This is a genomic window from Paenibacillus taiwanensis DSM 18679, assembly GCF_000425125.1.
Lineage (GTDB): Bacteria > Bacillota > Bacilli > Paenibacillales > Paenibacillaceae > Paenibacillus_B > Paenibacillus_B taiwanensis.
In genome coordinates, this window is sequence record NZ_KE384309.1 from 57,085 (window position 1) to 75,464 (window position 18,380).

The 18,380-nt window shown below is 45.6% G+C and carries 20 protein-coding genes and 1 other annotated feature; of the genes, 9 read left to right on the forward strand and 11 right to left on the reverse strand.

The genetic code is table 11. From position 1 onward, the window contains the following. Positions 1-7 precede the first annotated feature (7 nt). Both H509_RS0121235 and ylbJ read right to left on the reverse strand, forming a co-directional pair. The gene (locus tag H509_RS0121235) at positions 8-829 is read right to left on the reverse strand and encodes an NAD kinase (protein WP_028546836.1); all 822 of its coding nucleotides are present in this window, start codon (positions 827-829) and stop codon (positions 8-10) included. Positions 830-913: 84 nt separating this feature from the next. Beyond that, positions 914-2,161, reverse strand: coding sequence for a sporulation integral membrane protein YlbJ (gene ylbJ / locus H509_RS0121240; protein ID WP_028546837.1), 1,248 nt, complete (start codon positions 2,159-2,161; stop codon positions 914-916). Positions 2,162-2,644: 483 nt separating this feature from the next. On the opposite strand from ylbJ, the gene H509_RS0121245 reads away from it, so the two are divergent. Both H509_RS0121245 and H509_RS0121250 read left to right on the forward strand, forming a co-directional pair. After that, the gene (locus H509_RS0121245) at positions 2,645-3,028 is read left to right on the forward strand and encodes a globin domain-containing protein (protein ID WP_028546838.1); all 384 of its coding nucleotides are present in this window, start codon (positions 2,645-2,647) and stop codon (positions 3,026-3,028) included. 51 nt (positions 3,029-3,079) lie between these two features. Then, positions 3,080-3,811, forward strand: a complete 732-nt coding sequence (locus H509_RS0121250) for a DUF2225 domain-containing protein (RefSeq protein WP_028546839.1) — start codon at positions 3,080-3,082, stop codon at positions 3,809-3,811. A gap of 115 nt (positions 3,812-3,926) precedes the next feature. Here the strand turns inward: H509_RS0121250 and H509_RS0121255 are convergent, their stop codons facing one another. After that, the gene (locus H509_RS0121255; protein ID WP_028546840.1) at positions 3,927-4,163 is read right to left on the reverse strand and encodes a hypothetical protein; all 237 of its coding nucleotides are present in this window, start codon (positions 4,161-4,163) and stop codon (positions 3,927-3,929) included. After that, a complete protein-coding gene (locus H509_RS0121260; protein ID WP_028546841.1) occupies positions 4,160-4,339 on the reverse strand; it encodes a YycC family protein in 180 nt (59 codons plus the stop codon). The genes H509_RS0121255 and H509_RS0121260 overlap by 4 nt, the downstream gene beginning before the upstream one ends. Positions 4,340-4,541: 202 nt before the next feature. Between H509_RS0121260 and H509_RS0121265 the strand changes: the two genes are divergently transcribed. After that, positions 4,542-6,332 (forward strand): M3 family oligoendopeptidase, encoded by a 1,791-nt coding sequence (locus H509_RS0121265; protein ID WP_028546842.1) that lies wholly within the window; start codon positions 4,542-4,544, stop codon positions 6,330-6,332. 29 nt (positions 6,333-6,361) lie between these two features. Further along, positions 6,362-7,552, forward strand: coding sequence for an MFS transporter (locus H509_RS0121270; RefSeq protein ID WP_028546843.1), 1,191 nt, complete (start codon positions 6,362-6,364; stop codon positions 7,550-7,552). 108 nt (positions 7,553-7,660) lie between these two features. Here H509_RS0121270 and H509_RS0121275 read toward each other — a convergent pair whose 3' ends face one another. The 3 genes from H509_RS0121275 to H509_RS0121285 form a co-directional block, all read right to left on the reverse strand. Next, positions 7,661-8,917 (reverse strand): methyl-accepting chemotaxis protein, encoded by a 1,257-nt coding sequence (locus tag H509_RS0121275; protein WP_028546844.1) that lies wholly within the window; start codon positions 8,915-8,917, stop codon positions 7,661-7,663. 209 nt (positions 8,918-9,126) lie between these two features. Next, the gene (locus H509_RS0121280) at positions 9,127-9,351 is read right to left on the reverse strand and encodes an alpha/beta-type small acid-soluble spore protein (protein WP_028546845.1); all 225 of its coding nucleotides are present in this window, start codon (positions 9,349-9,351) and stop codon (positions 9,127-9,129) included. A 138-nt stretch (positions 9,352-9,489) separates the two neighbouring features. Next, the gene (locus tag H509_RS0121285; protein WP_028546846.1) at positions 9,490-10,455 is read right to left on the reverse strand and encodes an aldose 1-epimerase; all 966 of its coding nucleotides are present in this window, start codon (positions 10,453-10,455) and stop codon (positions 9,490-9,492) included. Between the two features lie 192 nt (positions 10,456-10,647). Beyond that, positions 10,648-10,921: a binding site (T-box leader), on the forward strand. A gap of 69 nt (positions 10,922-10,990) precedes the next feature. On the opposite strand from H509_RS0121285, the gene trpS reads away from it, so the two are divergent. Then, positions 10,991-11,980 carry a tryptophan--tRNA ligase gene (gene trpS / locus H509_RS0121290; RefSeq protein WP_028546847.1) on the forward strand — a complete coding sequence of 330 codons (990 nt, stop codon included), beginning with the start codon at positions 10,991-10,993 and terminating at the stop codon, positions 11,978-11,980. Between the two features lie 63 nt (positions 11,981-12,043). Here the strand turns inward: trpS and H509_RS0121295 are convergent, their stop codons facing one another. After that, a complete protein-coding gene (locus H509_RS0121295; RefSeq protein WP_028546848.1) occupies positions 12,044-12,235 on the reverse strand; it encodes a DUF5325 family protein in 192 nt (63 codons plus the stop codon). Positions 12,236-12,385: 150 nt separating this feature from the next. Here H509_RS0121295 and H509_RS0121300 point away from each other — a divergent pair, with 150 nt between their 5' ends. Further along, positions 12,386-12,610 carry an alpha/beta-type small acid-soluble spore protein gene (locus tag H509_RS0121300; protein ID WP_028546849.1) on the forward strand — a complete coding sequence of 75 codons (225 nt, stop codon included), beginning with the start codon at positions 12,386-12,388 and terminating at the stop codon, positions 12,608-12,610. Positions 12,611-12,906: 296 nt separating this feature from the next. Here H509_RS0121300 and H509_RS0121305 read toward each other — a convergent pair whose 3' ends face one another. Beyond that, the gene (locus tag H509_RS0121305; protein ID WP_028546850.1) at positions 12,907-13,887 is read right to left on the reverse strand and encodes a metal-dependent hydrolase; all 981 of its coding nucleotides are present in this window, start codon (positions 13,885-13,887) and stop codon (positions 12,907-12,909) included. Positions 13,888-13,974: 87 nt separating this feature from the next. Between H509_RS0121305 and H509_RS0121310 the strand changes: the two genes are divergently transcribed. The 3 genes from H509_RS0121310 to H509_RS0121320 all read left to right on the forward strand — a co-directional run bounded on the left by H509_RS0121310 (position 13,975) and on the right by H509_RS0121320 (position 15,982). After that, complete coding sequence (locus tag H509_RS0121310; RefSeq protein WP_245596222.1) at positions 13,975-14,268, forward strand: hypothetical protein; 294 nt, start codon at positions 13,975-13,977, stop codon at positions 14,266-14,268. 138 nt (positions 14,269-14,406) lie between these two features. Next, positions 14,407-15,336 (forward strand): heme o synthase, encoded by a 930-nt coding sequence (cyoE, locus tag H509_RS0121315; protein WP_028546852.1) that lies wholly within the window; start codon positions 14,407-14,409, stop codon positions 15,334-15,336. Between the two features lie 34 nt (positions 15,337-15,370). Further along, a complete protein-coding gene (locus H509_RS0121320; protein ID WP_028546853.1) occupies positions 15,371-15,982 on the forward strand; it encodes an SCO family protein in 612 nt (203 codons plus the stop codon). 7 nt (positions 15,983-15,989) lie between these two features. On the opposite strand, the gene H509_RS0121325 is transcribed toward H509_RS0121320, so the two are convergent. Both H509_RS0121325 and H509_RS0121330 read right to left on the reverse strand, forming a co-directional pair. Beyond that, positions 15,990-16,346 carry a toprim domain-containing protein gene (locus H509_RS0121325; protein WP_028546854.1) on the reverse strand — a complete coding sequence of 119 codons (357 nt, stop codon included), beginning with the start codon at positions 16,344-16,346 and terminating at the stop codon, positions 15,990-15,992. Positions 16,347-16,872: 526 nt separating this feature from the next. After that, positions 16,873-18,114: an MFS transporter gene (locus tag H509_RS0121330; RefSeq protein ID WP_028546855.1), complete on the reverse strand. Its 1,242-nt coding sequence runs from the start codon at positions 18,112-18,114 to the stop codon at positions 16,873-16,875. Between the last annotated feature and the right edge of the window lie 266 nt (positions 18,115-18,380).

The following is an 18,380-nucleotide window of genomic DNA, read 5'->3' on the forward strand; positions in this document are numbered from 1 at the left end:
TACATCATTATAGCTGTTCGTCATACCCGAGAAAGGCGCCGCGTACCCGATTCCAGAAAGGAAATGGCCGGTACCGTACAAAAGTAACTTTCTGATGAGCAACTTGGCAACGAACAGATTGTAAATTCTCCAAGGGCACATTAATATGATCAATCGTTAATAGCAAACGCTGCTGCTTGCGAGAATAAATATCAAAATGATGATGTTTAGGCAGCACGATCGAGGAACCTAACGTACGGAACACTCGATTATTAATCGAAGCAATCTCAGCTAGCTGAATGGATTCAATGGAGGGGTGAACCATCGCACCACCCAAGCTCTTGTTATAGGCTGTACTTCCCGAAGGTGTTGAAATACAAATGCCATCACCTCGAAACATTTCAAACAGCTGATCGTTAATATCGATTTGTGCGACAACCGTACCATCTACACCTTTTATGGTAAATTCATTAAGTGCGATATAACTCCGTGAAATGCCTTCATCCAGATTAATGCTAAGTTCAATTAACGGGTACTTCACGATACGTGGGCCGATAACGTCCTTTACGGCATGCTCAGACATAAGCTTCACGAGCAATTCAATCTCATTTGCCTTCCAATCCGCATAAAAGCCAAGGTGTCCAGTATGAACCCCGACAAAGGCGATGGAATCCAATTGGTTCATATAACGATGGAACGCTTGAAGCATCGTGCCGTCTCCTCCGATGGAGATGACGATCTCAGGCTGGACGTCATCCTGAACTAAACGATGCTCGGAAGCGAGTTGGTGGAACTTGTCTGATAATTGCTTAGATAGTTCATCTCCACGATGTAACACTGCATATTTCAAGGTATAAGCTCCTTTATGACATTGTTCCTTGCATGACATATCAATACCATCTTAATCGTTCCTTCGTAGGAAAACAATCGCGATCTATGATCGAATCAAGCGAATGGCGCGAAGGATAACGCCTAATAAGGCCAGTAGGATGCATATAATGGCGATCGTTAGGACCCCATATACGATCGAACTGACAATGGTACTCCAACTCCCATTTGTGTGCTGGAATGTGGGTGGAAGCCATGCTGTAGTAGCAGCACTCGCATCATATAACATGGGATATAGCAAGTATGCCCCGACAGCTGCCATGATGCTGTGAAGGAAGCGCGCCGCAAGAAAAGGCATGTATCGTAAATCAGTCTGATTTAAAATACTTGCAATCTGTGCATGGACGGACAGACCTGCCCATGATAATATCCATGCAGCAGCAACGGCTTGCATATGCAGACCTGCTGTATATGCGGAACCTGCTCCTTTGGCGCCTAGGGTAACTTCAAACACCCCGCCAGAGAAAGCTGGGGCTAACGAATCGGGCAGATGCAAAGCAGATAACACGACTCCTAGCAGGGAGTCCCATACTTTCATTACGCCTGCTGACGTAAGAAGTTCCAGCACAACCGAGAAGAAGACGACTAAGCCGCCGACAACGATCATCAGTTTCAGCGAGGATTCAACTGCATCTCGAAGCAACAACCCAAGGGGGCGCCCATCTTGTACCCTTGCGTTATGCATAGCTTGAAACGCCTGTACTAGCCTGCTCGTTGTTTTTTTAGTTGTGGGATTGTCAACGGTGTTGGTAACATCCTCTGGAGTAACTGGTGCATGATAACGATAAAAGCGCATCAGCACGCCTAAAATTAAGCCGGAACCATAGTGCGCGGCTGCTAAAGTAAGCGCAAGTCCAGGGTTGCCAAAAAAGCCTACGGAGACCGCTCCGATCAAAAAGATCGGATCAGAAGTAGTTGTGAATGCAACAAGCCGTTCTCCTTCTTCTCTTGTAATCATACTTTGAGATCGCAAACGGGTTGTTAGCTTGGCACCTACCGGATATCCAGCGGCATATCCCATCGCAACGACAAAACCACCTACGCCGGGTACACGAAATAACGGACGCATGATCGGGTCCAGCAGTGCACCGATAAAATGGACGATACCGAATCCAAGCAGTGCTTCGGATATAATAAAGAACGGCAAGAGTGATGGAAACAAAACATCCCACCATATGGCCAAGCCACGAACAGCGGCTGACAGAACCGAACCGGGAAATCGCAGCATAAACAATAAAAATAAAGTAAATAAAGCTGCCGTCAGCAGCAAGTTAAGACGACGCCATCCCGACATAATCGTTCCTCCCTTTTGTCACGTTGGACGAGGATGGTTAAGGACAAGGGTTCATAATCATCGTATGAGTCAGATGGATTAAACATGCTTGTCTCGATCGGGTTGGACATGGACATGCACAGTTTCTTAATGTTTGTAATATAAATGTAAAGAAACCGTTTGCATTTTTTCATGTTATTACGTCTATCCTTATGATACAATTGTGCTATAGAAAGCTTAGCGCGTATCCATGAGTAGGGGTGATTCGGATGAGTATTATTGCGGGCATCCTAGTTTGCGCTTTCGTCTATGTCATTCGAGAGTCGTTAATGGGTCCACCAGAAGATCATTGGGAAACATAATTATATTACGTTATGGCGCTGAACATGATTCGGCGTCTTTTTGTGTTACGCACCGATTTCTTAACGTGACGGATACTGTATTTTTATCGATTAGAAACCGTTATAATCAATATGGAGATATCACATCAGACAGGAGATTCATATGGAACGATACCATCAGACAATTTATGAGGCGATTGGCGGCGAGCAAACTGTACGCCGCATGGTTGAGGCATTTTATCCACGTGTGCAGTCCGAACCGCTGCTCGCTCCATTGTTTCCCGAAGATATCACGCCGGTCATGGAGAAGCAGTTTATGTTCTTATCTCAATTTTTTGGCGGCCCTGCATTGTTTTCCGATGCTTATGGACATCCGATGATGCGAGCGCGTCACATGCCATTTCCCATTACACCGGAAAGAGCAGAGGCATGGCTTAACTGCATGCGCCAAGCGATGCAAGATATCGAGATGGACCCTGAACTTCGCGAGATAGTTATTCAGCGTTTATCTGGGCCGGCCCATCATTTTGTGAACCAACCTTCCTGACATCTCCGTTTAAATCTTCGTTTAGATATAGATAGAAGGAGGATGACGTAGATGGAATTGGAACCGTTGTACGAACTAAAGGCAACATGTCCTGCATGTGACCACATATTTGTGACCTCACGGGTTCGTCCGCGTTTTAAGCATGCGACGCAAGTTGACAGTGATTTTTGTCCACATTACGCAGAAGAAAGCTTGAACCCCGATTATTATGTTGTTCAAGTGTGTGATGCATGTGGCTGTGCGACAACCGAGCACGCACTTAAACGTTGGAACGATAAACAACTGTCATTGTTTAAGAGCAAGGTAGCGAGTCAATGGAAAGGTAAAGATTACAGTGGAGAGCGTTCATGGGAAATCGCGTTGGAAACTTATCAGTTGGCACTTTTAACAGCCCAGACCATTGGTGAGAGCAAGCGTGTTGTAGCAGGGCTGCTGCATCATATCGCTTGGCTGTATCGCTACAAACAAGATGAAGTACAGGAACAGCGATATTTACGTTTTGCACTCCAAGCCTACATTGCTGTGTTTGAGGGTGATGGCAGCGAGCTAAATGATGCGCGCCTTATTTATATTATGGGGGAGCTGTATCGTCGTCTTGGGGAGTACAATGATGCAGCCAAGTGCTTTGCTCGATTAATTCATGATAGGGGGATCATGGATGCAGCTATGATCCGTGCGGCGCGTGAGCAATGGGCCGTGATGCGAGAAGAGATGACCAATCAGAAGCTGGAGACGCCGGATCATATGTTTGAAGAGAAGCGAATCAAGCTAAAGCGTACATAAGCATACCATAAAAAAGAAGGACCTCGAATTCACTTCAGTGAATGTTGAGGTCCTTTTTGTGTGCGTATTGGTTAGATATCAGTATGAGCCTGTGTCAAGTGATTATGTTAAGTGACTAGGTCGAGCGGATTGCGACATCTGCCAGCAAATAGTCCTGATCGGCATCTACAATGGTGATGCGGTTGCTACAGCAAGGAAAGACGAGCAGCCGCTTCTTGCCCTCGTGGATGAGGGCAAGCTCCTTTGGTTTAATGGGGAGCAGTACGTTCTCTTGCTTGCAAAATGGACATTGCTGCGCGAACAGATCGCCCATAATTTCGTCATACGGTAATGTGTTCTTAAAAGGTATCATGACGGTTCTCCGGTTGAATCTGCCTTGGCATTATCGTTGTCTGATGGCTTGTCCGCCAGTTCGGCAAGCTTCTTCAACAAAATATGTTGGGGCATATGCATCAACTGCTCCAAGGGGACGCCCATCGCTTTGGACAGCTTTACTGCGGTATCCGCAGATATCGGTAATGGTCTCATTGTTGAACCTCCTCAGGTGCACAGTGTAAGATAAAGTATAGTATAGTTATACACGCTCCGTACGAAAATGACAAACAAAAACCGAGCCTAAGCTTACTTAGGTTTGGTAAAGCTGCACTGGTTAACTTGTAGCAGCCTGGGCCTGCAACAAGAAGTGTAGATGAAGTCATCAAAATTCCGAAATTAGAAAGGTGTGCTGACTATGAAACAACCACTTCATATGACGTGGGATTTGGACATCATTTTTCCTGGAGGATCATCGTCTAAGGAACTGGAAACGGTATTGACTCAGACTGAGCAGGATATAGCAAGTTTGACCCAAGCTTTGAAACAGATGCCGGAGCTGAAATCAACTGAGCATATACATAAGCTTGCTGAATATGTTGATGCTGCGCAAGAACTGTCCCAGCGTTTGAGAGAGGCAGGCGCGTTTATTAGCTGTTTGACATCACAAAATACGAAAGATAAAAAAGCGTTGCAACTTACTGGTCGTTCGTTTGCCTTGTACGCTCAATTAAACACGCTGTCCACTGTGTTGGACCAGAAGCTTGAGCAGCTTCCAGACAGCTTGTGGCATGCTTTTATCGAACTGCCTCATATGGCCAAAGTGAAATTCAACTTAAATGAGCGTCGTCAGCTCTCAAAAGAGAAGCTTCCACCTGAGCAGGAAGCTTTGCTCGGTGACTTGTCCACAGATGGATACAGCGCATGGGGCTCCTTATACGATACGATCGTGTCTCATATTCGCATTGAGACAGAAGTAAACGGCGAACAAGTTCGGCTGTCAGCGGGTCAGGCGCACAATAAGTTGTCAGACCCTAATCGTGAAGTGCGAGAGCAAACATTTAAACGTTGGGAAGAGGCTTGGGAAGAGAAAGCGGATTTCTTTGCCGACGCGCTTAACCATCTGGCGGGATTCCGTCTGAAGATGTATGAGCACCGTGGCTGGGATAACGTACTCAAGGAGCCGCTTGCCATCAACCGGATGTCTCAAGAAACACTTGATGTGATGTGGGCGACAATTGTCAAAAATAAACCTGTATTTGTGCAATATTTGGAGCGTAAGGCAAAGCTATTGGGTGTAGATAAACTTACTTGGTGTGATGTAGAAGCCCCGATCGGGGAAAGTCAGGCCAAAATTTCTTATGATGAAGGCGCTGCGGTGATCGTGGAGCAGTTCCGTAAGTTCAGTCCAGCAATGGCTGAATTTGCAGTTAGGGCTTTTGAGAACCGCTGGATAGAAGCTGAGGATCGCAACGACAAGCGTCCAGGCGGGTTCTGCACTTCTTTACCAGTAAGCCGTCAAACTCGAATTTTTATGACGTATGCGGGGACACCTTCCAACGTATCCACCTTGGCTCATGAACTGGGTCATGGTTATCATCAGTTTGTGATGGACGGTTTGCCGGCATTTGCACAACGCTACGCCATGAATGTAGCAGAAACGGCGTCCACCTTTGCCGAAATGATTGTGGCCGACTCGGCTGTAAAAGAAGCCAGCAATGAGCAAGAGAAGTTGGCGCTGCTGGAGGATAAGATTGCACGTTCAGTTACATTTTATATGAACATTCATGCTCGATTTTTGTTTGAGACGCGCTTCTATGAAGCACGGAAGCAAGGGTTGTTGTCTACAGAGCAGATTAGTGAGCTGATGGTGGAAGCACAAAAAGAAGCCTACTGTAATACGTTGTCGTCCTATCATCCGCATTTTTGGGCTTCTAAACTGCATTTCTACAAGACCGCTGTACCGTTTTACAATTTCCCGTATACGTTTGGTTACCTATTCAGTACGGGCATCTACGCACGTGCACTTGCAGAAGGCGAGTCATTTGCCGCGAAGTACGATGCTTTGCTGCGTGATACAGCCAGCATGACTGTGGAAGAGCTTGCCGAGAAGCACCTGAACGTAGATTTAACGAAGCCGGACTTCTGGCAAAGTGCGATCGACGTTACGTTGGAAGACGTGAAGGAATTTATGGCAATGACGGAATAAGCGCAGTATGAAAGTAGAGGGATTTTGGTGTGGGGCGGTTATTGAAGTTTTTGCAAGCGTTGTTTTATTCTACAAATGCAATTTTGATTCCCTATCTTCCGCTCTTGCTACAGGAGCGGGGATTTAATTCGGTTGAGACAGGGACACTGCTAATGCTGGGTCCTTTTCTCGCTATGTTTGCGCAGCCATTAGCGGGTATTATGAGCGACAAGCTGAAGGCTGCTCGTCCAATCCTCATCATATGTTGGATTGCGATGGGTATGAGCTCGTATGTATTATTTACGTCTCATCATCACGGGATTATGGTAGCTAGCTTGTTATCCTTGTACATATTTTTGATGCCTACCGTATCATTGCTTGATGCATTAGTAGTCAGAAACGCTTCTCTCCTCGGGGAATCATACAGTTCTCTTCGTATGTGGGGATCTGTCGGCTTTATGATTACACTGCTTATTCTTAGTCAGTATTTCGAGATTTGGGGTGGAGTCTACTCCTTAACGTGGATATTTGCACCGATCTGGGTTGGTGTATTTCTAATTTTGTGGGTACTCCAAGAATCATCATCTCAGTCTTTGCTTCCGTCTGATTCAAAAGGAACTGTAGATGCTACGGCGGAATCGAATCTGAACTGGAAGGCGATACGAAAGCTGCTGGCCAATCCAAGCCTGCTCGTTTTTTTAGTTTTGATTTTTATTTTGGCGATGCCGCACCGTATGAACGATGCCTTGTTATCTATTCATATGCAGAATCTGGGCGCTACGTCGGGGCAGATCTCTTGGGCATGGGCGGTAGCAGGCGGCAGTGAGATCATTGGCTTTTTCATTATGGCAAAATGGATACGAGCTGAGCGTATTCTCTCAATGTTAGCCGTAAGTGCACTGTTGTATACAGTTCGCTGGTTATTGTACATGTACGTTACAGACCCTTGGTCAATTGTATTTTTGCAGGCGACACATGCGTTTACTTATGTAGCCGTGTGGGTATTGGCAATTGAATATGTTTCGATGATCTTACCACGAAGCTTGGTTGGCACTGGTCAAGCGATTTTAAGTATGGTGTTTCTCGGATTAGGAGGACTGGCAGGCGGATCGCTTGGTGGAGCGTTGCAGCAGCATGTGGGTGAGTCCGCCATGTATGCGATGGGTGTCGTATGTGCGGGAATTGCTGCGCTTGGTTTCTATATGTGGACGGTACGTAATCGGCGTGCTGCTAAGCCATAACAACAAACGCGCTTTAGTCTTTAATATAACAAGACATGATACAATTCCGCCATCAGGGCGGATTGCCATCATGTCTTGTTTGTTATGTAGCACAGGTTTGTTCATTAACTAAATCTTAAACACTTGTATAGTACGTTGGAGTTGGAGCACTTTGTGCTGCATCATCTCCGTAGACTCAACCATGTTCTGCACAAGGGCTATCTGTTCATTCATAGAGGCAGATACTTGTTCCGTTCCGGCAGCAGACTGTTGTGTGATAGCAGATATGTTCTCGATGGACCCCGATATCGCTTGGGCATTATCCAGCATAATATCGCTTTCAGTAGCAAATGCAGCGATTTGTTTCGTTATGAACTGGATGCTGTCCACGATTTCTTTGAAAATGCGTTCTGTTTCTCGAATCATCTCGCTTTGTGTGCGTACGACCTCTTCGTTCGTCTGGATATTCGTTATCGCCTGCTTGATTCCCGATTCAATTCCTTTGACGAGCGCAAATACTTCCTTCGTGGAAGCTGATGATTCTTCAGCAAGCTTACGTACTTCTTGCGCAACAACAGCGAAGCCGAGTCCATGCTCACCTGCGCGTGCTGCCTCAATAGAAGCGTTCAGAGAGAGCAGGTTAGTTTGCTCTGCGAGCTCGGAGATGGTGCGCGTAATCTTGGAAATGCCTGCTGTCTGGTGGGCAAGGTCGTCGATCGTCTTTGCGACATGATCAGTCGCTTCGATATTACGCTTCATCCCCTCAGATTGCGTTTCAACAGCTGTACGGCCCTTGTCAACCAATTGGATCGTTAGTGCTGAGCGTGCGTTCATTTCTTTAGTTGAATGTGCATAAGTTTCAACCTTTTGCTCAATCTGCTTAATGGAATCGGACATAGAGCCTATGTCTTCAGAAATTTCAGTTGCACCGATTGCCAGTTCATTAGATGAGGCAGCTACTTGTTCCATGACTAGCTTCATGTTTTGATTTTTGTGGTACATGTCACGTCCAGCATCAGAGACATGCTTCGAAATATCTGTTGTTTGCTGTAGAATTTCACGCAGCTTTTCAATCATCCGGTTAAAGGAATGACCAAGTTCCCCCAGTGCATCGTCGGTAGTTACGTTAATAGTTGTCGAAAAATCTCCTTTAGCGACTTGTAATGCGGATCGTGACATTTCCATAACAGGTTCGCTTATTGAACGTTCAAGCTTATTGATGATGGGGTAACTAATGCCAATGAGGATGACAAGCGTAATCAGACCGGATACTACAGTTGCGTTCGACGTTAACAGTACAATTGTTGTTAGCGCAAACAATCCTACGATGCTGTAGCACCCGATAAGCATTTTACGCTGTAAGCTTAGCGAGTTGAACCAGTTCATATAACCGCCCCTTTTTAGTTGAGAAATACCATAATAATGAAATAATTATAACATTGTATGGTAAACGGGGTCTATGGAAATGTATATGGTTACAAAATATTCGCGAAAAAAGACATATGATGTCTACAATTTAAAAAAGCCTTCAACGCGTCAACGTTGAAAGCTTATTGTCTTAGTTAAGTATAGTTAGACAGGCAAGCGGGACAAAATTAGCGGGAGGAATGACCAGCCAATTGTTGTTCAGCGATTTGAACCAAACGTTTTGTGATGTAACCACCGATAGAACCTGTATCACGGGACGTATAGTTGCCATAGTAACCATCTTGCGGGATTGGAATACCTAATTCGTTTGCAATTTCCAGCTTCATTTGTTGCAAAGCTGCTGTTGCTTGTGGTACGACCAAGTTGTTTGTGCGGCTTTGTTGGTTTGCCATGTAAATCACCTCCTTGTGAATGTTATTATGGTGAACTTGTGGAGAATTATGCGAGGTCGTTCTAAAAAAATGAATGCAAAAAATGCCAAACGGATCAAGCCGCTTGGCATTCGTCATACAGGATTCATTTTAATTGTTTTAAGGTTGAATAACTTCCAGATCCAGCACTAATTCAACGGGGGTTTGCGGCTGCAAATCAATTAAGCCTGTTGTTGCCTGATCAAAAGGAAGATTTGGTGCGTCAGGCAGCCACGTGTAAGGCTCTACGCAAATGATCTCGTCTGCTTCACCGCGCGTATACAGCACCCAATGTTTAAAGTAAGGCTCATTACCCGTATACCGAATACGATAACCGTCATCACGCGTCAGCCATGCTTCCGGCTGATGGCTGCCGATGCTAAATACCGTGTCAAACTGGCTTCCCTTCAAGTTAAGGCCATGATTTAACGTATCATGCTCTTGCAGCGGCAACGTGCGACCTGTCATAATAAGCTCTTCGTCCAGTTCGTATACGCCTGTGACAGGAACAGTAAGCGACCACCGTTCAGGTTGTTGATCGAGCATTAACCACGTATGCGTACCAAAACCAAAAGGTGCGGCTTTGTCGCCTAAATTTGTAACGGTGAGCTTCTGCGTCAGTGTACCGCCAGCAAGTTTAAGCTCCATACTGATTTCGAGCGGTGTCGGATACTGGCGCATCCAATTCGGATCATCTGTCGTGCGGAATGTTGCTGTAACGCTGCAATAGGAGTCTGTGATGTGTTGGCCAACAACAGTCCACGCTTGCGTGCGATGCAAGCCATGAATGTGGTTCTCATTGGCCGTATTTTGATCAAATTGATAGTCTACTCCTGCATAAGCGAAACGTCCGCGACGTATCCGTCCAGGTGGCATTAGCATAGGGATGCCGAAGTGGTAAGGCTTGGTCAAATAATAATCCAGCTCGCTTTCAGCCGGTGTGCGGAGCACGTCTCGTTCGGAAGCTTTGTCCCATAAGCGAATGACATTGTTCCCTAGCCCGGGGAGAAGTGTGGCCTCCAGCGTGTCGCTATGTAAAATAAATGTGTCATATCCATTCCATTTTCCTGTCGTGATCTGGTGCATGGTTGTCCTCTCCTTTATGTATACAACTTAATTATCACATGTCCTCATGATACCAAATCGAATGGACAAAGTCATACGTTAGCATGCACCTACAAGGTATTTTCGTTGACAAATCGTGCCGGATTGATTATTCTAATGTGTAAATTCGATGATGAACATGGAGATGTTTATCATCCTTATAATCTATAGTCAGACAAATCGTTGATGAGGACAAGTAAGCTTCAGCAAACGCTTCAGAGAGCCGATGGTTGGTGGGAATCGGTGCGGCTGCTATTGCCGAATGGACCTCAGAGTACCAGAAGGAAATTCTTGACTTTATCATTTGAATGGTCGAGAACGTATGTCAGGTCGTTGCTCCGCGTTAAGGAGAAGAGGTCTAAGCTGATGTTTGCCGTGTAGGTATTGTACACGAATTAATGTCTGTATTAGATAAATTAGGGTGGTACCACGGTCTTTCGTCCCTTACGGGGAGACGATAGGCTTTTTTTGTTGTTCTGCTGTACAATAAATCAATTATTTGAAGGAGTGAATCCACATGAAACGCGTACTATCAGGTATTCAGCCAAGTGGCCAGCTCACGATTGGCAATTATATCGGAGCTATGCAGAACTTTGTTAAGTTGCAGCATGAGCATCAATGTTTCTTTATGGTTGTGGATCTACATGCTATTACGGTGCCGCAAGATCCAGCAGCGCTGCGCGAGCAATCGGAGTCGGTGGCAGCATTGTATATCGCGGCAGGCATCGATCCCAATAAGGCCGCTATTTTCTTGCAATCACACGTGCCGCAGCATGCTGAACTGGGATGGCTGCTGACGACCCTCACTTACATGGGGGAATTGGAACGAATGACCCAATTTAAGGATAAATCAGAAGGCAAAGATTCCGTTGGAGCAGGTCTGTTTGTTTATCCTTCTTTAATGGCAGCAGATATTTTGTTATATAACGCTGATCTTGTTCCAGTTGGTGATGACCAAAAACAGCATTTGGAGCTTACTCGTGATCTCGCGGGTCGCTTCAACAGCCGTTATGGTAATTATTTTACAGTGCCGCAGCCGTTTATTCCGGAAGTAGGCGCACGGATTATGTCTTTGGATGATGCATCGAAGAAGATGAGTAAATCAAATGCGAATGCAGGCAGCAACATTTTCCTGCTGGATGACCCAGCTGTTATTCGCAAAAAAATAAGCCGTGCTAAAACGGATTCGGAAGCAATTGTGAAATATGATCCTATCCATAAACCTGAAATTAGCAATCTGATGAGTATTTATTCACATACGGCTAACGTTTCAATAGCGGATATTGAGGCAAAGTATGAAGGCCAGATGTACGGTCCTTTTAAGAAAGATCTTGCAGAACAAGTGGCAGCCTTTATTGAGCCATTACAGACACGCTACCACGAGGTGCGACGCTCTGGTGAAGTCTACGATGTGCTGCAAAAAGGTGCCCAACAAGCACAAGAAGTAGCAGAGCTTACGCTGAATGAAGTCAAGCGCCATATGGGCTTTGTTCTTCCACGTCGATAACAGCATGAATGAGGAATCGAGCCCTGGAACCCACATGGATGTGGAGCCAGGGCTCGTTCTCTGTTAAGCGCTCGTAGAAGCAGCTTGTTCTTTTCTGCGAAGTCTGGCTTTAACAATGAAGCCAGCCCCCATATTAAATATCGACAGCAAACCAAAAAGAATAGCCAGCCAAGCGTTATAGCTTATGGCGATAGCAGTGGCCATCAACAGTGCGATGGAAGAGCAAGCAAACCATAATGATAATCCTTTGCTCATGTTAATCTCTCCTTTTTTAAGTAGCCCACAAGAAGCCCGCATGATGAAATCAACAATTGTGAAGTCTGCGTATAACATCTGTAGAAGCGGTTACAATAAGCTTGCAAGCTTGCAAAATAGAAACGCCATAGTGAAGGGAGATTTCTTATTATGTCAGCACAATCTTCGAGTCGTACTAACAACTTGGTCGTTCCTCAAGCAACTGCAGCACTGCAACAAATGAAACTGGAAATCGCAAATGAATTGGGGATTCCAGTTGCACAAGACGGTTACTACGGCAATTATACGTCCCGCGACATGGGATCCATTGGTGGATACATGACGAAACGTCTGGTCCAAATCGCTGAGCAATCGCTGAGTGGCGGCAGCCGTTAATATCGGCTAGACCGTAGATGGATGCTCAGCACGAGCACACAGAGGCTGCCCCGGCGCGCGGGGCGGCCTTTTGTTATCTCTGATGGCTTTATTTGTCCCGCACTACGGCTATTGTTGCAGGGGACGTATTTACGCAAACGAAGCCCTTTCCAACAAGAAAGGGCTTCGTTCGTCTATGGTGACGGGATTGAATCCATCGACCGATTGTAAGCGCATTTCCTTACTTCTAAATGTAGCACTTCTGTCCTGCGTCGGAAAGGTCCAATTGTTATCAGATGATTGGATTTCGGTTGATCTTATGACTGGACTCCGTATTGATGTTTCATTTGTTTCTCGCTTATCCAGCCAATATAAGTATCGAGTGGTTCAAAGTTGCTATTCATTTTGACAAGAGCTACAAAAGGATATTGTTTGCGATGACGGTAACGCACATCTACCCACCTTACGATGTATCCGTATCCTGTAGGCTGTACCGTTGCACAGCCATAACGGGTAAAGTACAAAAACGTTTTAACGGCGGATTGCATTTTTGATGCTTCGATGGCAGGATGAGAGTCACATCTGGCCGTTTCTTTCCACATTAATCTGCTGCGGCGGAGCTGACCGACTCGGAAGGCGCCATCTGTCTGTTTTTTTACAACGTTCCAAATGGACCAGGACACGGTAGGAATAATGGTGTATCGCTCACCGTTGTTGTATTCAGGATCAAGCTGCGGCATACGGCGCAGTATTCGCCGATGCTCTAATGTACGCCATACGAAATAACCGATTAATAGGACGTACAGTATAGGAAAAATGAGGATCGGCGACAACAAGTTAAAGCCCCACAAGGTTACAGCTACAAGGTGAGTAGTAAATATAAAAGGATCAAATAACGAAATAATGTTCCACGAGATCCATTCTTCGGAAAAGGGCCGGACTGCCTGTGTACCGTATGTATTAAACAAATCGGTAAATACGTGCAGTACAACGGCCAGTCCCGTCCACGCAAAGGTATGCTGCCAATTTGAAGCAGGCATGCTCCAACTGAGCAGTGCAGTAATAACAACGGTCCACACAAGCAGCATAGGGATGGAGTGAGAGAAGCCGCGATGATTTCGCACATAGGCTTCATTGCTTTTTAATTTTAGTAGCGTATCCACATCAGGCGCTTGTGAGCCAAGCATCACGCCAATAAAAACAGTCGTGGCCGTTACACTGTGTTCTGCAACTAAAGGATCAAGCTGAGACAAGCCGGCCAAGCCCAAACCAATGGCAATATGGGATACAGTATCCATCGACATTCACCTCCTGCTTGTTGTATTGTGGACGTTGACGAAACAAAATATGACTCCGCTCAGGCGGTGAAAGAAGGGATGTTAAGGATGCCAAGCATAATTTTTGTAGAATATCGCATCGACCCAAAGAAGCGGAACCTTTATTTGACACATATTAACAAACTGCTTCAATATAGAAAAGATGTAACTTTATATGAGGGAACGGATCAGCCAAACGTATTTGTTGAACAATGGCATGACACAACACCGCAGCAATATGCTGATATGAAGCGTGTCCGCTTGCAAGAACAAAGCGAATGGGATGCTGTAACCGCCTGTATTCCGGGTGGAGCCGCAAAACTGCACATTTGGGAATTTGCAACACGAGAGGATACTATGTGAAATAAAGTTCGTTGAATTGTCAAATTGATGAACGATTCCAAGGATCATTGTCATAGCTTGCGCATTTTTGCTATGATGAAAATTACAGCAGGCGAACTTTTTTCTGCTGTTGGATTACAACAAGGAGGAACGGGGCACGTGGATAAACCTATGACTTATCGGACCTCTTCCGATTCTGTTTCGCTCAAGCCTGAGCAAGTGGGAGTCGGGATATGGAAAGAATTCATTCAATTAACGAAGCCAGGTATTATTCGATCAAATTTATTGGCTGCCTTTACGGGGTTCTGGGTTGCCGCACGTTGGGACATCCCTTGGATGATGATGTTATGGATGCTGCTCGGGACAACACTTGTCATGGCTTCTTCCTGTGTATTTAACAACTACTTCGATCGAGACTTCGATATGAAGATGGAACGTACGCGCAATCGGGCACTGCCAACGGGGAGGCTACAGCCACAGGTTGTGTTCATTTATGCGGTCATACTTGGTGTTGCTGGACTTACGGTATTATTCTCGTTAGTTAATGTGCTGGCCGGCGTATTAGGTATTGTGGGCATGTTTGTTTATGTCGTCATTTATACGCTCTGGTTAAAAAGAACGTCAACGTGGAGCACCTCTGTTGGGGGGATATCAGGAGCAATGCCTCCTGTCATCGGCTACGTGGCAATCACAGGCAAGATCGATGTAATAGCAGTTTTGTTATTTGCACTCATGTTTCTATGGCAGCCGCCTCACTTCTGGGCACTTGGGATTCGTCGTGTGGAAGAGTATCGTGCAGCGGGTTATCCGTTGCTGCCTGTCGTAAAGGGAATTAAGCGTACCAAGTGGCAAATGATTCCGTATGTACTGCTGCTGTTACCAGTCCCTTGGCTCTTCTATTATTACGGCTATGCGGGTATCATCTACGCAGTAGCAGGCACATTTATTAATGCTTTTTGGTTGTACGTATGTATTGCTGGATTTCGCACGAATAACGATGAGCAGTGGGCCAAGAAGAATTTCATCCTGTCAATCAACGTCCTAATGCTTCAATTCTTTATTCTTATCGCGGATACGATGGGCAAATAAAGACACTTATTATGACGTTACTGGAGGATGGACCGTGGCACAATTTGCGAAGCGTTACTCATTGCAGTTATTTCTATGCAGTCTCGTGCTTATATTTGCTGTTGCAGCAGCTTGGATCTATTGGCCTAAAGGCAGCGACCTGCCTGTCGTAAAGGCTGCACCTGATTTCTCAATGGAAAATGTAGATGGCCAGACGGTATCACTCGCGAGCACGAATGGCAAGGTTCGACTGTTTTATTTCTTTTTTTCTAATTGCACAGACGTATGCCCCCCTACAACCTACATGTTAAATGAGGTGCAGGATGTACTAAAAGAGAAGGGTGTATTCGGAGACAAAGCAAACATCGTCTCCGTCACATTTGATCCGAAGCGGGATACTCGCGAACGCCTGATGACATGGGCTACAGATATGAATAAGGCAGACCTTACAGGCTGGTACTTCCTACGCGGCGACGAGGCCGAAACGGCACAATTTATGAACAAGTTTGGTTCGGCCGTTGTAAAGGACAACGATGGGAACTTTACACATACGAACCTTGTAACGCTTGTGGACCAAGATGGCAACGTACGCAAATATTACAACGCAAATGACCTAGAGGTCACTCCAGAATTAATAGCTGACGATGTTGTCTCGCTTACTAAATAGCATAGATTTACTCTGAAGCAAACGGGGTTGGATCGGGATATATAATATATTCCTCCAACCCCGCTTTTTCTAGCTGCTGGATGAGGTATTCATCCGGCGTACCCTCTACGCCAGCATATCCTCTACGTGTATATAGATGCTCCGCATCCTGGAATGTATCTCTAAGCACGCCTCTTATTTTTTTTCCAGATGCATCATTGTCCATAAACAAATAAACGTTCATATCCCCAACTTCTTTACGGAGCGTTTCCGTCTTGTTTGTATTTAAAGTTCCATATGTACATAAGATGGTGACGTCATCCCTCAGTAAGCGGCGAAGACGGCTGCGATCATTTTTTCCTTCTACAATGATTACGATATCCATGAAGTTCACCTCAGCGCTGTATAAAGTTAGTTTAAATGAGTGTGTAGTATGACCGACAAGGCCGCTCCATTATTATGCCGGTTCATCGATATATTAAGTCCTCTATGTACGTAGTGTACCACATAGAAGCTTTACCTTTACACGTGCCCATAAGGCGATAAGAAGGAGGATGCTGATGTTCGATTAAGCGCTACAAAAACGAACGGCTTGCTCAAGAGCAAGCCGCATGAGGAGAGAGCGAGTTGGCAATTAACACACACCAGCACGGAGGATGATAACTAATAAGATGTAAAGTACAAGAATTGTTCCAGTTGCTGTCCAGAAAGCACCGCCGAAACCAGGTCCAATAGGTCCACCACATGGATCTACACAATGCGACATTCGGTTCACCCCTCTTTCTGACTTCAAGTCGTGAGGCACAATGTATAGTATGTCGGAGGGTAGATGTCGTGCTGTGCAAATACCCAGAAAGTCCAAAGATAGGTATTCGCCTGTCATTTAAGCGTTGGTGCAATTATGAAGCTTCTTATGAAGCTTTAGATTCAGGCATGGACGGTGTGGAGGTTGTAAAAGGTTGAAAGGGCTGCTTGGCAGGCATAATGGTAACGGCAGCCATCAAGACAAGAAATGCGATAAAAAATGGAGATACAACGTTTCGGAACTGACCTGCCAACAGCGGCCCTAAAAAGGAACCAATCGAGAAGGCAATGGACAAGTACGAGAAGATTCGGCCGTACTTCACGCCGCCGCTTAGTTGGAGTAAATGGGCAGACATCGCAGGCAGAATGACCCCTTTGGTCATGCCAATTAGAAATAACGAGATAAACAAAGGTACAGGCCAATGAATAGCAATCACAAAAAAGAGCAAGGACAACACAAACGTCCCGATCCAGGTTCTGGCATAGGCTGGATAATGATTCAGGAACAGCATGCTTAATGTACACAAAGCCCCAAGACTAACGGCAGAAAACAGAATGCCAGAGTGCATAATCGATTGCAGCTGGTTTCCGACAAATGGCAGTTCGAAAAACAAGATGCCCTGAGAGCATGAGATGGCAAAAGGCATAATGTAGAACGACCAGGGAACACCGACAGTATGTGCAGCCATAGCGGGCTTGGAGACTGCTTTCTCATCACTGTCTGCATGGATGGGAAAGGATACCTTCTGCCCTGCCGCAGCAGTTGGATTAGAAGTAGACGGCGGCGAGACTGGTGTCGCTTGAGCGGGAACTCTAACCATAAAGATTGCCAGCAGCCCGATTATAAACAAACCGATGCCGAGTGCCTGAAAAGAGGCGGTAAAGCCAAGCTTTGCCACAAGATAGGCGCCAGCCGCTGGCGACACAACGGAAGCAAGTGTATGCACGAGCCCATTGCCAGCCATCAATTTGCCCTGCTGAACCTGATTGGTAGCAAAACGTGCCAGCAAGGCCAGACAGGCAGGGGACAAGAAGGCAAGTACAAATCCACTGATAGAGCGGACAACGAGCAGTTGCCACGGATTCACGACATGTGCTTGCAGCACGAGCAGAATACCAGCTCCAAGCAGGCTTAGCACAATAAATATACGGCTGCCAAAGCGATCGACACTAAAACCTGCTAATAAATTACCAGGCAAATGAGTGAAGGAATACATGCCCATCATAAGTCCAATAAAGGAAGGGGCAGCTCCTAAAGAAACCGCGAAAGGGGTCAGAATTGGATATTGGGCATGTAGATCAAAAAATGCAATAAACAAAAATAAATAAAGCCAAACGACAGAGCGCATGTGCCGTCACCTCCACAGTGCTATGGTATACTTGTACGTTGGAAGGGACGAACTTATGACCTTAATTACAAAGGATACTGGATTGAGTCTATTTCATGTATGCTTTCATGCATGCGTGTCATATAATCACTGAATGTTTGCGGCTCGATGCTAGATTTCACTTCTATTCGAATAGGGTATACCAGCTTATACGTTGCTGATCGAAAAGGTATGACCTTACTGAATAATTGGTAATGATGTATAATACGTGTTGGAAAGGATGGTAG

Excerpts from the sequence above, each read along its gene's own strand:
- H509_RS0121305 (WP_028546850.1), bottom strand. The coding sequence starts at position 13,887 with ATGGATACTGTATCCCATATTGCCATTGGTTTGGGCTTGGCCGGCTTG.
- trpS (WP_028546847.1), top strand. The coding sequence starts at position 10,991 with ATGAAACGCGTACTATCAGGTATTCAGCCAAGTGGCCAGCTCACGATT.
- H509_RS0121300 (WP_028546849.1), top strand. The coding sequence starts at position 12,386 with ATGTCAGCACAATCTTCGAGTCGTACTAACAACTTGGTCGTTCCTCAA.
- H509_RS0121285 (WP_028546846.1), bottom strand. The coding sequence starts at position 10,455 with ATGCACCAGATCACGACAGGAAAATGGAATGGATATGACACATTTATT.
- ylbJ (WP_028546837.1), bottom strand. The coding sequence starts at position 2,161 with ATGTCGGGATGGCGTCGTCTTAACTTGCTGCTGACGGCAGCTTTATTT.
- H509_RS0121265 (WP_028546842.1), top strand. The coding sequence starts at position 4,542 with ATGAAACAACCACTTCATATGACGTGGGATTTGGACATCATTTTTCCT.
- H509_RS0121250 (WP_028546839.1), top strand. The coding sequence starts at position 3,080 with ATGGAATTGGAACCGTTGTACGAACTAAAGGCAACATGTCCTGCATGT.
- H509_RS0121245 (WP_028546838.1), top strand. The coding sequence starts at position 2,645 with ATGGAACGATACCATCAGACAATTTATGAGGCGATTGGCGGCGAGCAA.
- H509_RS0121295 (WP_028546848.1), bottom strand. The coding sequence starts at position 12,235 with ATGAGCAAAGGATTATCATTATGGTTTGCTTGCTCTTCCATCGCACTG.
- H509_RS0121280 (WP_028546845.1), bottom strand. The coding sequence starts at position 9,351 with ATGGCAAACCAACAAAGCCGCACAAACAACTTGGTCGTACCACAAGCA.
- H509_RS0121330 (WP_028546855.1), bottom strand. The coding sequence starts at position 18,114 with ATGCGCTCTGTCGTTTGGCTTTATTTATTTTTGTTTATTGCATTTTTT.
- H509_RS0121325 (WP_028546854.1), bottom strand. The coding sequence starts at position 16,346 with ATGGATATCGTAATCATTGTAGAAGGAAAAAATGATCGCAGCCGTCTT.
- H509_RS0121310 (WP_245596222.1), top strand. The coding sequence starts at position 13,975 with ATGCCAAGCATAATTTTTGTAGAATATCGCATCGACCCAAAGAAGCGG.
- H509_RS0121255 (WP_028546840.1), bottom strand. The coding sequence starts at position 4,163 with ATGATACCTTTTAAGAACACATTACCGTATGACGAAATTATGGGCGAT.
- H509_RS0121260 (WP_028546841.1), bottom strand. The coding sequence starts at position 4,339 with ATGAGACCATTACCGATATCTGCGGATACCGCAGTAAAGCTGTCCAAA.
- H509_RS0121275 (WP_028546844.1), bottom strand. The coding sequence starts at position 8,917 with ATGAACTGGTTCAACTCGCTAAGCTTACAGCGTAAAATGCTTATCGGG.